The 13,752-nt window shown below is 69.5% G+C and carries 6 protein-coding genes; all 6 read right to left on the reverse strand.

From position 1 onward, the window contains the following. Position 1 precedes the first annotated feature (1 nt). Complete coding sequence (locus WME90_RS20870) at positions 2-2,674, reverse strand: glycoside hydrolase family 15 protein (RefSeq protein WP_437283633.1); 2,673 nt, start codon at positions 2,672-2,674, stop codon at positions 2-4. Between the two features lie 413 nt (positions 2,675-3,087). Further along, complete coding sequence (locus tag WME90_RS20875; protein WP_437282916.1) at positions 3,088-4,224, reverse strand: ABC transporter permease; 1,137 nt, start codon at positions 4,222-4,224, stop codon at positions 3,088-3,090. Between the two features lie 35 nt (positions 4,225-4,259). Then, positions 4,260-5,783, reverse strand: coding sequence for a sugar ABC transporter ATP-binding protein (locus WME90_RS20880; RefSeq protein WP_437282917.1), 1,524 nt, complete (start codon positions 5,781-5,783; stop codon positions 4,260-4,262). Positions 5,784-5,859: 76 nt separating this feature from the next. Beyond that, positions 5,860-6,882, reverse strand: coding sequence for a sugar-binding protein (locus WME90_RS20885; protein ID WP_437282918.1), 1,023 nt, complete (start codon positions 6,880-6,882; stop codon positions 5,860-5,862). A gap of 170 nt (positions 6,883-7,052) precedes the next feature. Beyond that, positions 7,053-12,134, reverse strand: coding sequence for an AAA family ATPase (locus tag WME90_RS20890; RefSeq protein WP_437282919.1), 5,082 nt, complete (start codon positions 12,132-12,134; stop codon positions 7,053-7,055). A gap of 340 nt (positions 12,135-12,474) precedes the next feature. Further along, entirely contained in the window at positions 12,475-13,701 is a 1,227-nt protein-coding gene (locus WME90_RS20895; RefSeq protein WP_437282920.1) for a vWA domain-containing protein, read from the reverse strand. Positions 13,702-13,752: the final 51 nt, after the last annotated feature.

The raw sequence follows: 13,752 nt of genomic DNA on the forward strand, positions 1-13,752 counted from the left end.
CTTACCAGCTCACCGTGTCGTTGAGCGTGAGCGTCCCGCCGGAGGCGGGGGTGCTCATCGTGCGATTGCCGCCGCCCGGGAGGTTCTCCCAGGTCACGGTGCCATCGGCGTTCTTGCGATAGAACTTGTACTGGAGCGCGCTGCTGGCAGGCAGGTTGACGCGGCTCGTCCACACGGGGTAACTGCGCGGGTCGACCGGGACGCCGAGATCTGTGTTCCAGTTGCCGAGCGCTGCAGTGTTGCCGGTGATGTACATGGTCTGGCCGACCACGGTGGTCGCGGTGACGTTGACCGCGACGCCGACCTCGCCGGACGCGGGCGGCACCTCGCACGTGTTGTAGCGGCCGCAGACCACCGAGGGGATGTCGACGACCCTGCCCGCCCTGATCGACGCCAGCAGGCTGATGTACTCACCCATCGCCCAGTTCAGGGGGCTCATCGACCGCGTCGGCGTGCCCGCCGCCACGTTCGCCGGCTTCTGGACGGACCAGCCGGTGACGTCCGTCGTCTCGCTCCATACCTGCTCGGGGATGAAGCCCTGCGGCGTCGAGAACGCCTTTACCGCGGTCAGGAAGGGGTTGCCGTCGGCGCCCACACCCGTGCTGGCGATCTTGAACATGCCGCGCTCGGCCGTGAAGATGGGCCACAGCCGGCCGCGGCCGCCGGCTCCGTCGAAGTTGCCGCCGTCGTTCTTCTCGCCGTATCCATCGTAATTGTAGCGGAACCACGCGTCGCCCTTGCCGGCGATCGTCCGCTTGAGGATGGCGTCGTATTCCGGCAGCGTCGCGACGATCGACGGATCGTCGGCCCGCTTCACCCCCATCCGCACGAGCTCGAGGAACCCGCCGTCGACGATGTAACGCTGGTCGTGCGTGCCGCCGCCGTTTCCGATCGTGAAGGAGACCGCCGCGTCCGGCCCGGACACGGGGTTGTACACCTGCGGCCCGCTGCCGGTGTTGCCTCGCGCCGAGGGGTTGATGCGGATGTAATACCTGCCGTCGCCGTGGTATCCCGTGGTCGTGAACGTCCAGCGGTCGACGCTCTGCTGCCAGTAGTCAGCGGCGGCCAAGTAGCGCGCCGCGCTTGTGGTGTCGCCGTTCGCGCGGGCGATCGTGGCGGCGCAGACGAGGCCCGCGATCTCCGCCGCGATGGTCGACGGCGAGTACCCGGCGTTCTCCTCCCAGCGCTCCTGCTGAGTCCATGGGCCGGTGTTGACGACGTAGTCCGCGGTTCTCTTGATCTTCGGCCACAGCGGGTTGTACACGGAAGGTCCGAGCCGCCACGCGAGGATGATCGGCATCGCCTGCTCATCCATCTGCGTGCCTTGCCAGTACTGCCAGCCGCTGACCCAGGCGTTCTGCGGGAAGCGGCCGACGCGGCTGTAGCCCTGCGGGCAGCCCGGCGCGTTGTACTCGGCGACGCCGCAGTCGCTCGACTGCTGCAGGGTGTTGAACAGGTAGTTGACCACCGAGGCCCCGGTCGCGGTGTCGCCGGCCGTCACCAGCGCGCTGGCGAACTTGAACAGGTCGCGCGCCCAGACCAGGTGGTAACCGCCGTTGTTGCCGTCGCCGTTGCTCTCGCCCCAGGGCGTGCCCATCCCCGCGATCATGGCGCCGTTCGACTTGTCCTGGATCGCCTTGAGCGACATCGCCGCGAGGTAATACTGGTCGTCGGCGGTGGCGCTCTGGCTGCTGAGCCCGGCGGCGTAGGTCTTCCACCCGTTGTCGTAGGCGGTCTGCACGGTGCTCAGGGTGCTGCCGAGCGTCGCATCCGCGGTGGAGGCCGCCTCCGCCTCGGTCGCGCCGAAGCCGAGCACGACGTCGAACGAGACGCTGGTGACCGCGCTGGCGCCGAGGTCGATCCAGCCCATCTGCGCCACGTTGCCGCCGCTCGCCAGATCGTTTCGCCAGTTCATGGTCCTGTCGACGTTCCCGCCGAGGAGATCGGTCCAGCCGTCGGTCTCGCCGACGAAGCCGCTCGACACCATCGGCGCGCCGCTCACGAGCTTCCATGGGCGCGACGTGGCGAGCGCCGAGGCGCGGTTGTTCTCCGAGGCGACGAGCAGCGTGCGCTTCCCTGCCGTCATGGTCCTCGACGTGTCGCCAGCCCCGGAGTTGTCCATCGCCGGGTTGTGGAGCAGGTACAGGTTGAACTGGGTGACGTTCCTGCCGCCCAGGGCGTCGAACTGGACGCGCTGGATCAGCGCGTTCCGCCCCGGATCGGTGAAGATGGTCTTTGTGATCCGCCAGTTGTGGGCGCTGTTCGTGGTCGTCGCCTGCCAGCGCATGGATCGCTTGTCCGGCTGGGTGACGGTGAAGCTCTGCATCTTCTCCTCGTCCACGAAGGTCTTGGCCGTGTCCCCCACCAGGAACTGCAAGTCGACGGTGTTCACGGTGTCGAGCACCGGATAGAACACCTCGGACACGATGCCGCGATGGCCGGTGAAGTAGACCCTCGACGCGGCGGTCGCCGAGGTGCCGAGGAACGACTTCTCAGCAGGTCCCCACACCGAGGACGCCCCGGGCCCCCCGGCGCTCTGGGTGCCGATGCTGGCGCCAAAGGCCTTCAGGACCTGCGGCGGGGCCACGCTGGCAGGTTCAAACGGGACGGCGGACTTGCCAGGTGTCGGCTCCTCTGGATCCGCGTCGAGCGTGCAGCCCGCGAGCCCCAGCATCACCTGAAGAATTATAGTCCCACAAGAAATGCGCTTTCGCATCACGCCATTCCCTTTCCACCGGGCAGCCGTCGCGCGAAGGCCGCTGCACGGTTACCGTAAGCCAGCGACTTGGTTGAGTTTTTTAGCGGGTACTGGCGGATCGCGGCCCGGGCCCCCTGCGCTCTCTTCGCCCCTGCTCCGCGTGGGACGCCAGCAATGCAGCAGCGTAGCACGTGATCCGCGCGCGCTTGCGCGCCGCTATGCCGAGCTCCTGGCAAGGACAGAGACGATGCGCCCTACGCACCGTGTCGGTGCGGCTCCACCAGCACCGAAGCCATCATCCGCGGGATGGCGATCGACGCCAGCTGCGCCGCGCACATGGCGGGCTCGACGGAGCGCGGCGCCGACCTCGCCGCCGCGAGCTCATCACTTTATGAGGCAACCACCTTGCGCCTCGCCGCCGCGTAGCGCCTGACCACTTCGTCCGCGATGACGCCGATCAGGATGACGGCGCCGATGACCGCGAACTCGATCTGGGTCGGGACGCCCAGCATGTTGATGGCGTTGCGCAGCACCTGCATCAGCGCGGTGCCCAAGATGACGCCCAGCACCGCGCCCTCGCCGCCGCGCAAGCTGAAGCCGCCCAGCACGGCCGCGGCGATCGCGTAGAGCTCGTAGAAATTGCCGAAATCGACCGGCTGGGCCGAGTTGACCTCCAGCGCGAACAGCATGCCACCGAAGCAAGCGAGCACCGAGCAGAGGACATACGCGAGGATCGTCATCCTGTCGGTATCGACGCCGCTGTAGCGGGCCGCCTGCTCGTTGCGGCCCAGCGCCATCAGATATCGGCCGTAGATGGTGCGGTTCAGGAAGATCGACGCCGCCACCGCGATCGCGAGGAACAAGAGGAACGGCATCGGGATGTCGATCCACGTGATCGGCGCGAGCCGCGTCCTCACGCCGGTGAACGGGTGCACCGCGTAGGGGCTGAAGCGCCCCTCGGAGATCCACGAGAGGAACGGCACGGGGACCGAGAGCGGGCTGCCGACCGACAGGTAGCGCAGCGACTCGAACCCGACGCCGAACCCCTGCGTCTGATCGCCGGAGATCCCGCGCGCGGTGCCCCGGTAGAGCAGGAGCCCGCAGAGCGTCACCACGAACGGCTGGAGCCGGAGCTTCGTGATGAGCAGCCCGTGCGCGAGCCCGATGAAGAGGGAGATGCCGAGCAGCACGGGCACCGCCAGCGAGGCCGGCCAGTGCTGCACCGAGAGGAGCCACGGCAGCATGCAGCCGGCGAGCGCCACGACCGATCCGATCGACAGGTCGATGCCGCCCGTGATGATCACGAAGCCCGCCCCGATGCTGAGGATGCCGAACAGCGCCGTCCTCCGGATCAGGTTCTCGAGGTTCTCCGCGAGGAGGAACCTCCCGTTCAGGAGCGCGGTGCCCAGCGACACCGCGAGGAGGAGCCAGAAGACGCCGAGCACCTTGCGCCGCGTGCTGGGCACGAGCGGCGCAGCCGGCCCGGCGTCGCGCGCCCGGAGCTCATGTGTCGTCGTCACAGACATGCTCTCTGGCCTCGATGGTTCGTGGTCACGCCGCGTCACGCCGCGGCGTCGCTGCCGGTCGCGAGCTGCATGATCGCCTCCTCGCTCAGCTCGGCGCGGACGAGCTCGCCGGCGATGCGCCCCTCGTGCATCACCAGCGCCCGGTCGGACATGCCCATCACCTCTTCCATGTCGCTGGAGACGAACAGGGTGGCCATGCCGCTCGCTGCCAATCGCTCCATCAGCTGGTATATCTCGTGCTTGGCGCCGACGTCAATGCCGCGGGTCGGCTCGTCCAGGAGGAGCACGCGCGGCGACATCGAGAGCCACTTTCCGATGACGACCTTCTGCTGATTGCCGCCGGACAGGTGCTGCACCGGCTGCACGTCGCTCGGCGTCCGCACGCCGAGCTCCCGGATCATCTGCCCCGACATCCGGCGCTCGCCCGCGCGGTCGAGGACGCCGTAGCGCTGCGCCCTGCCGAGGCTCGGGAGGCTCACGTTCGCCCGGATCGCCATCTCCAGGATGATGCCCTGTTGCTGGCGGTCCTCCGGGACCAGGCCTATCCCGGCCGCGATGGCGTCTCGCGGGGCGCGCGGCGTGATCGCCCGCCCCGCCACGCGGACGGCGCCTCCGGCGGCCGGCGTGACGCCGAACAGCGTCTGGAGCAGCGACGTGCGCCCCGCGCCGAGGAGCCCCGCCACGCCGACGATCTCCCCGGCGCGCACCGTGAACGAGAGCGCTTTATCGGGGTGCCTCGGCGTCCGGAGGCCGGAGACCTCGAGCACCGGCTCGCCCGGCGGGTTCGGGACGTGCGGATAGAACTGCGAGAGATCGCGGCCCACCATCAACCTCACGATGCGATCGTGGCTCATCTCCTCGCGCGAGAGCTCACCCGCGTTCTCGCCGTCACGCAGCACGAGCACGCGATCGCAGAGCGCCCTCACCTCGCCCAGGCGGTGAGAGATGTACACGACGCCGATCCCGCCCGCGCGGAGCTCCCTCACCACCTCGAAGAGCGCCTCGGCCTCGTGCGGGCACAGGCACGACGTCGGCTCATCCATGATGAGCACCCGCGCGTTCGCGGAGAGCGCCTTCGCGATCTCGACGAGGTGCCGCTGCCCGAGCGACAGGCCGCCGACGAGCGCGCGCGGCGAGCACGCGAGGCCGACCCGCGCCATGATCGCCCGCGCCTCCCGCTCCATCCTGCCCTCGTCGATGAAGCCGCCCCGCCGCGGCTCCCGGCCGAGATAGATGTTGGCCGCGACATCGAGGTTGTCCGCCAGGTTGAGCTCCTGGTGGATGAGCGCGATCCCGCGGGAGAGCGCCTCCTTGACGGAGCCGAGCGCGACAGGCCGCCCGTCGAAGAGCATCTCGCCGGCGTCGGGCGCCTCGACGCCGGCGAGGATCTTCATGAGGGTGCTCTTGCCAGCGCCGTTCTCGCCGACGATGCCGAGCACCTCGCCGCGGCCGAGCGTGAGGTGTACGCCGCCGAGCGCGAGCACACCGGGGAAGCGCTTTGTCAGGCCGCGCGCATCGAGCAGCGGCGTCGCGTCCAGTTCAGGCGAAGGGGCTGTCATTCGCGTCAGCGCATCGAGCGTCGCCGGCCCGGGGCGCGCGCCGCGCGGACGAGGCGCCGCCCGCCCGCCCGCGGGTTCACTGCGGTTTGGCCGCCTTCTGCTTCAGATCAGCCCAGAACTCGTCCAGGTTGTTCTTGCGGATCTGCCGGGCCGGCAGGGAGATGAACTTGTCCTGAGGCACGACGGAGTTATCCCCCCGCACGAGCGCCGCGAGCACGCGCACAGACTCCTTGCCGTACATGTACGGATTCTGCACCACCGTGCCGACCACCTCGCCGTCCTGGATCGCGCGCAGCGTCGCGTCCTGCTCGTCGAAGCCGACGACCCGGATCGAGCTCATCTTCCCCGCCTGCTTGACCGCCTCGAGCAGGGCCGGCGTGTGGTACGCGTTCAGGCCGATCAGGCCCACGAGGTCCGGGTGCGCCGACATCATGTCTTCGCCGTTGCTCTTCGCCTTGGCGGCGTCGATCTGGTCGGTCAGGGTCGCGACGATCGTGTATTTCGCCCCCTTCAGCTCCTGGTTGAGCGGGTCGTTCCCACCGCTGCTGTCGGGGCGATCGAGCAGCTCGTCGAGCACGCCTTGGCGGCGCTTGCGGGCGTTGTCGCCCTCGAGCCGCCCGACCAGGATGGCCACCTTGCCGCCGCCGGGGATCGCCTCCTTCACGAGCTGCCCGGCCATCCGGCCAGCGACGTAGTTGTCGATGCCGATGTACACGATGCGATCGCTCTTCGGAGCGTCCGAGTCCTGCGTGATGAGCTTCGTCTTCCCGGCCGCCTTGTTGAGCAGCGGGACCTGGTTCTCCGCGTCGATCGGGCTGATCGCGATGCCGTCGACGCCGCGGATCAGGAGATCCTCGACCCGGTGCATCTGGTCGTTCACGTCGCTCGGCATCACGACGCTCACCTCGACGTCGTGCTCCTTCGCGCCGTCGATGACGCCCTTCTCGGCGATGGTCCAGAACGGGGCGACGCCGTTCGTTATGTACGCGAGCTTCGGCTTGCCCCCCGCCGCCGGCGCGCCGCTGTTATCGCAGCCCAGCGCGGCGAGCCCTGCCGCCATGCAGACCCCGACGATGAACCGACCGATGCTCTTCAACATTCGCTCTCCCCTCCACCCGACGAGAGCCAACTCGCGCGACGGATCCGTGCGCCTCGTGCCGCTGCACGGCGCACGACGGAGCAGGCACCCCCGACAACTGGCCAGCTCATGATGCGCGATCCGCCTGAGACGTGTCTACACGATTCGACGTGGAGATCGCCGCCGCACCGCTACGCCCGCGTGCGCGGCGCGCCCATGCCGCCCGATCGGCCGACGGCGTAGGCGATCCCGCTCTGCAGCGTCCCGCGGATCACGATGCGCGACATGTCGATGTCGAGCTGGAGGAGCGCCTGCGCGACCTCGCCGCGAATGCCCGTCAGCACCGCCTGGACCCCGAGCAGCCGGAGGGCGTTCGCCGCCTTGAGCAGGGCGTTCGCCACGCGTTGATCGACCCCCTTGATCCCCGTGACATCGATGATGACGGTGCGGGAGCTGCTCTTGCTCGCGCCGTCGAGCAGGGTCTCCAGCACGTCCTGCGCGCGCTCCTCGTCCAGCGTGCCGATGAGCGGCATGACCATGACGTCGTTGCTGATGGGTACGAGCGGGGTCGAGAGCTCGGAGATCTTCGCTCGCTGGAACCGGATCACCTCCTCTTGCAGCTCGGCCCGGGCCGCCTCGGCGCGCTCGCGCTCGCCGAGCTCGTGCAACAGGCGCACGTTGGCCTCCCGGAGCTCGGCGCTCTGCGCGGAGAGGCGCACGTTCGCCAGAGAGAGCTCCTCCGTGCGCTCCTTCACCTCGTGCTCCAGCCGCTCGTTGGCCTCTCGGAGCTCGGCGCTCACGGCCGTGAGGTCCGTGTAGAGCAGCGCGTTCTCGACCGCCACCGCGGCCTGCGAGGACAGGAGCCGCAAGAGCTCGATGCGATCGGCGGTAAACGCGTGCTCCGCGAGGTGGTTCTCCAGGTACAGCACCCCGCTCAGCCGGCCCTGGTGCAGGAGCGGCAAGCCGAGGATCGATCTCGGCCGGCGCGCGATCACGTGCGGATCGCCGGCGAGGCGCGGGTCGTCCTCGGCGCGCCCGATCACGAGCGCCTCGCGCGAGCGCGCCACATAATGCACGACCGAGCGGGCCAGATCGAGGCGCGCCTCCAGGGGCGTCGAGAGGCCCAGGCTCACCGTATCGGGGCCGACCGCGATCATCGCCTCGACCGTCAGCGCCTCGCCGCGCGCGAGGATGAGGAAGCCCCGGCTCGCCCCGGCGCTCTTGATCACGCTGCGCAAGACCTGCTCGATCACCTTGTCGAGCACGATCTCGCTCGAGATGGCCTGGGCGGTCCTGAGGACCGTGGCGAGATCGAAGCTCTCCCCCGCGACGAGGCCCTGGAACGCGGTGCCGGTCGGCGAGAGCGGCAGCGGCTGGCTCAGGGCCGAGGGGTCGGCCGGCGCGAGCTCCTCGCGCAGCGCCTTGGCCTTCTCGCTCGCCCCCCAGCGCTCGTACAGGTAAACCGCCTTGCGCAGGAAGATGTGCGCGAACTCGGCCCTGCCCTGGGCGAGCCAGAACCTGCCGTAAAGCTCGTTCCCGAGCGCCTGGGTGTTGATGTAGTCGGCCTGCCGCGCGGCCTCGATGCCCCGCTCGTAGAGATCCATGGCGTCGGCCCTCCGCCCCTCGACGCGGGCCTGCTCGGCGAGCAGGAGCAGGTGCTTGTGAAGCACGTTGTCCGGCCCGGCGTCGGCCCAGCGCTTCATCCGCCCGAGGAGCCGCGAGAGGTGCTCCTCGTGCTCCCGCCGCTCCGCGCCCTCGGCGCCCTCCCAGGCGGCGATCCGCATGAGGCCCGCGTAGAACGTCGCCTCGGGCACCTTGGCGTGCGTCGGCAACGCGCCCTCGATGACGGCGAGCTTCGGCATCAGATCGGCAAAGCGCGCCCTGTCGCCGAACAGGTAGGCATTCCGGATCTGGGCGTAATACAGCCAGCCCATGTGATAGGGCGAGCCGCCGTGCTTCGCCGCGTAGGCCGCCTCGTCGAACCCGTCGTCGTCGAAGCTGAGCCGGCCCCTCGTGAGCCCTTGCAGGCACCGGAGGGGCTGGATCACGCCCGCGAGGAGGATATCGATGATGTCGTGGCTCCGGGCGCGCCGCAGGAACGCGAGGTGCATCTCGGTGAGCAGCGAGAGCTCCGCGAGGTTCATCCCGTAGGTGAGCCGGTCCGAGCCGCTCTGGCTGATCATGTACCCCATGGCCGTCCAGTCGCCGGCCTGGAGCCCGAGGTCGTAGACCCGGTCGTAATAGGGGTCTGCCTTCCGCAGGGGCTGGGTCCAGCTGTGCACGTCCGCGGAGAAGATGTGGTAGGTCTTGGCCCGGAGCACGAGGTTGTCGAGCTGGTCCGCGAGCTCGACTGCCATCTTGCCGAACCGATAGGCCGTCTCGTACTCGCCGAGCAGCGGGCCCACCACCATGCCGTACGCGACGTATCCGAACGCGGACATGTCGCTGTTTCCGTGCTGCAGCGAGAGCGTCACCATCTTCACGATGGCGAGGTTCGCGAGCGTCTGGTCGCTCGAGTTGTAGGCCCCGAAGAACAGGTTCACGAGCAGCTCCAGCATCACCGGGAGCTCGGGGCTCGTCGTCCTCGGGGCGTGGGCGAGCTCCTCGATGCTGCGCCCGCCGAGGAGGACGGGCACCGCCGCGAGCTCCTGCTCGAGCAGCGCGGCGACGTCCTCCCGGGCCTCGGGGATCGGGCACCCGAGGAGCCCGAGGCCGGCCTTCTGCACGAGGGTCGCCTCGTGATTGCGCCACTGGAGCAGGTACTGGTTCGCCTGGACGAGGTGGATCGAGACCTTGTCCATGGCCGTCCGGGCGCGCGCGAGCGCCGCGGTACAGAGCCGCTCGGCCTCCTCGAAGGCGCCGCACAGCGACTCGACCTCGGCGCGCTCCCTGTGGAGCGCGAGGGCGAGGTCGTAGTGGTCGTCGAAGCCGTCGCGGGGCAGAAACCCGAGCCCCGCGCGGAAATAGCCGGCCGCGGCCTCGTAAGCGGTGGCGGCCTTGGCCCTCCTGCCGGCGGCGAGGTTCAGCTCCGCGGCCGTGGCCTGCTCCGCGGGCGAGGTCACGATGGGCGCCGCGATATTGAAGTGGTTGACGATGTCGAAGAGCGCCTTGTCCCGCGCGGCGCCCTCGCAGCTGGCGAGCATGAGCCGCCCGATCCTGATGTGGATCTCGCGCTTGCGATCCTCGCTGATGAGCGAGTACGCCGCCTGCTGGACGCGATCGTGCAGGAAGCGGTAGTGGACGCGCCAGTCGACGCCGGTCTGCGCGTCGTCGTCGGTCGCGTGCGCGAGGCGGTAGTCGGTGTCCACGGGCGCGATCAGGCCCTCTTGCAGGATCTTCCACAGCGCGGCCACGGTCTCGTGCGCCGGCCGCTCGCCGATGACCGCGAGCGTGCGCAGGTCGAACTCGTGCCCGATGCAGGCCGCGAGGCGGAGGACGCGCACGAGCTCGGGCTCGAGCTCCTCGATCTTGCGCGCCATGAAATCGACGACGTTATCGGTGACCGTCCGCCGCCGGATGCTGTCGAGATCCCATGTCCAGGCGCCCTTCTCGAAGCGGAGCAGGCCCTCCGCGTGGAGCGAGCCCAGGAACTGCCGGACGAAGAACGGGTTGCTCTGGGTCCGATCGAACACGACGCGGGCGAGCGGCTCGACCTTGTCGGGGCTCGCGGAGAGCGCGTCCGAGACCAGCGCGATCACGTCCGAGAAGGCGAGCGGCCTGAGCTTGAGCTCGCGGAGCGGGGCGCCCGCCTTCTCGATCTCGCCGAGGGCGACGCGGAGCGGGTGGGCCGCGTACACCTCGTTGTCGCGGAAGGCGCCGAGGAGCAGGAGGTGGCCGCGCTCCGGATCGGCGGCCAGGGTCTGGAGCAGCTTGAGCGAGGCGGGGTCGGCCCACTGCAGGTCGTCCAGGAAGAGGACGAGGGGGTGCTCGGCGGTCGCGAAGACGCGGACGAACGCCTTGAAGACCGCGTGAAAGCGGCCCTGCGACTCCGCCGGCGGGAGCTGCTGGACCGGGGGCTGCTGGCCGACGATCCACTCGAGCTCCGGGATGAGGTCGACGAGGAGCTGGCCGGCGCCCCCGAGCGCGCGGCCGAGCTCCACGCTCCAGCGCGCGAGCTGCTCCGGCCGCTCGGTGAGGATGTGCCGGATGAGCTCCCGGAAGGCGCGCGCGAGCGAGGCGTACGGCGCCCCGCGGTTCAGCTGCTCGAACTTGCCCGCGGTGAAGTAGCCGCCTCGCCGGGCGATGGCCCTGTGGATCTCGTTCACCAGGGCCGACTTGCCCATGCCCGAGTACCCCGACACGAGCAGGAGCTCGCCCTCTCCTCCGGCGGCGCGCTCGAAGGCGGCGAGCAGCGCGCGCTCCTCCTCGGCGCGGCCGTAGAGCTTCTGCGGGATGCGCAGCGTGTCCGGGATGTCGCGCAGGCCGAGCGCGAAGGGCGCCACGGCGCCGGCGCTCGAGAGCTGGCGGAGGCACGCGTCGAGGTCGGCGAAGAGCCCGAAGGCGCTCTGGTACCGGTCCTCCGCGTTCTTCTCGAGGAGCTTCATCACGATCTGGGACACCGCCTCGGGCACGCCCGGGACCTGCTCGGGCGGGGGCACCGGCGTCCGTGCGATGTGGCCATGGATGAGATCCAGCGGGTCGCTGCCGGTGAACGGCAGGACGCCGGTGAGCATCTGATAGAGGGTCACGCCGAACGAGTAGAGGTCGGTGCGGCGGTCGATCACGCGGTTCATCCGGCCAGTCTGCTCGGGCGACATGTACGCGAGCGTCCCCTCGAGCGCCTCGGGGCTTATCGCCTGCTGCGTCTCGTGCGGGAGGAGCGTCGCGATGCCGAAGCCGACGAAGTGGACCTCGAGCGTGTCCGGGTCGACGAGGAGGTTGTGCGGCTTGATGTCCTTGTGAATCACCTTGCGGCGGTGGAACTCGTCGAGGACCCGCGCCGCCGAGCGGGCGATCGTCAAGGCCGTCTTGAGCTCCAGCCGGCCGGCGCGCAGGATGTCGTGGAGCGTCGTCCTGCTCGGCCTCTCGAGCACGAGGGCGAGGCCGTTCCTGTGCTTCTCGAGCCCGTACGCCTTGACGACGCCCTCGACGTCGAGCGCAGAGAGCACGTTGTACTCGTGCCGGAGCGCCGCGAGCTCGCGCGCGCTCGGGAACTCGCTCTTCAGCACCTTGAAGACAGCAGGCTTCCGCTCGTCACCCCAGGTCCCTTCGAACACCTCGACGCTCGAGTCGCTGTAGATCGGCTGGCTCACGGTACAGGTCGCGGAGAGCATCTCACCTCACCGGGGCGCAGGGCCGGCCGCCCAGCGCTGTTGCTCGCGCCGAACAGGCAGGACGGACGGTGTTCTGGCACAATCGCACCATGGGCGGATTATGTCTAGCTCGCTGCCGCCGAGTCATCCATGATTTCGGAGCACCAGTTCGTCCCGGATGACATTTTGCAGCTTTTGTGCACTAGCATCCAATTGGGACGGACTCTGGCGTTCTGGGCCATCACCGAGCGCGACAGTGCGGCGCTTGCGCGGCGCTCCATGCGATGTGGGCTGGCTGTCGGAGGAGGGCTGGGAGGGGTCGATCACACGGCGCGCCGGGAGCGCGCGTCACAGGCGCAGGTCAGCGCGGCTCCTCGACGGTGGGGCACCCGAACTCGACACGGACGCTCTCCGCCCCGACGGATTTCACGTGCTCGCACGTGGCGCCCTTGATCACGATGGTGGGCGGGGTCGTCGAGTCGTCGTAGTCCCAGCCGTCGTCGCCCGGCTTCGGCAGCACCTCGTCGTCGATGAAGACGTTGACCTTCGCGCGGTCCGGCGGCTCGGTCTCCAGCGAGAGCTCGCAGGTCCTCACGAGATCCCTCGTGATGCCGGTCAGCGTCTCGCCGAGGCTCGCCCCGTCGACAACCTCGAAATAGCGGGGCGAGACCGCTGCCGTGGCCGTGTCGCCCTCCACGGCGAGCTGGTCCAGCACATCGGCATAGGCCGTCGCGCCGGGGATGCCGACGACGAAGGTCTTGATACCGGCCGCGCGCAGGTCTTTGACCTGCTGCACGGTCCGCGCGTCGTCGAGGCACGCGTCCGACGCGCCGCCGGCGCAGCAGTTCGGCACGCCCGAAGGGCAGTCCCCATCCATGTTCGTGGTGCAGGTCGCCGCCTCGCAGGTGACGGCCTCATCCTGGTTGCAGTTGGGACCGCCGTCGGTCGCCAGGAGGACTACCTTGTCGCCCTCGAGGGCGCTGCCGGCCCCCACGGTGAGGTACCTGAGAGCGCGCGCAAGAGCGTCCGCGGTCGGCGTCGCGCCGTCGGGCTCGGTGGCGTCGAGGTGGCTCTTGATGGCGGGGACGGAGGTCGCGCCCGGAGCCACCGCGACGCTCAGGTCCTCCCCCTGATCCATGCCGCAGTGGCTGTCGGTGGGAAAGAGCTGAAGCCCGACGGACATCCTGTCCTGGATCGCGTCGAGCGCCGTGCCGAGGGCGCCCTTCATCATCGTCCAGCGGTCGCTCGCTTCCCAGCTCTTGGTCATGCTCTCCGAGCGATCGAGCACGATCACGAGGTGGACCTTCCGCGGCTGCGCTTCGACCGCTTGGCCGCCGCAATCGCCGCCGCCCTCCCCCCCGCCCGAGCCGACGCCCGGCCCGGGCCCGCTGACGCCGCTGCCGAAGGAGGGCTCCCCGCCCGTTCCACCGGGGTCCGCTCCACCGGAGCCGCCGGTTCCGGAGCCGCCGCCACCCGTGCCCGTCCCGCTGTCCGATACCGAACATCCAGAGGCGAGCGCCCAGCCCAGGCACCAGAACGATGTCAGGAACAAGGAGCGAGCGCAGAGCCTGCGCAGCTTGCCGGTCATATCCATTCTCCTCGACACGAGTGAATCGACACGAGTCAACGCGTCCGCACG

This window comes from Sorangium sp. So ce375, assembly GCF_051473855.1.
In the GTDB taxonomy this organism is placed as follows: Bacteria; Myxococcota_A; Polyangia; order Polyangiales; family Polyangiaceae; genus Sorangium.

Bases quoted from the DNA above. Each gene is read 5' to 3' on its own strand.
- WME90_RS20870 (WP_437283633.1), bottom strand. From the start codon at position 2,674: ATGCTGGGGCTCGCGGGCTGCACGCTCGACGCGGATCCAGAGGAGCCG.
- WME90_RS20875 (WP_437282916.1), bottom strand. From the start codon at position 4,224: ATGTCTGTGACGACGACACATGAGCTCCGGGCGCGCGACGCCGGGCCG.
- WME90_RS20880 (WP_437282917.1), bottom strand. From the start codon at position 5,783: ATGACAGCCCCTTCGCCTGAACTGGACGCGACGCCGCTGCTCGATGCG.
- WME90_RS20885 (WP_437282918.1), bottom strand. From the start codon at position 6,882: ATGTTGAAGAGCATCGGTCGGTTCATCGTCGGGGTCTGCATGGCGGCA.
- WME90_RS20890 (WP_437282919.1), bottom strand. From the start codon at position 12,134: ATGCTCTCCGCGACCTGTACCGTGAGCCAGCCGATCTACAGCGACTCG.
- WME90_RS20895 (WP_437282920.1), bottom strand. From the start codon at position 13,701: ATGACCGGCAAGCTGCGCAGGCTCTGCGCTCGCTCCTTGTTCCTGACA.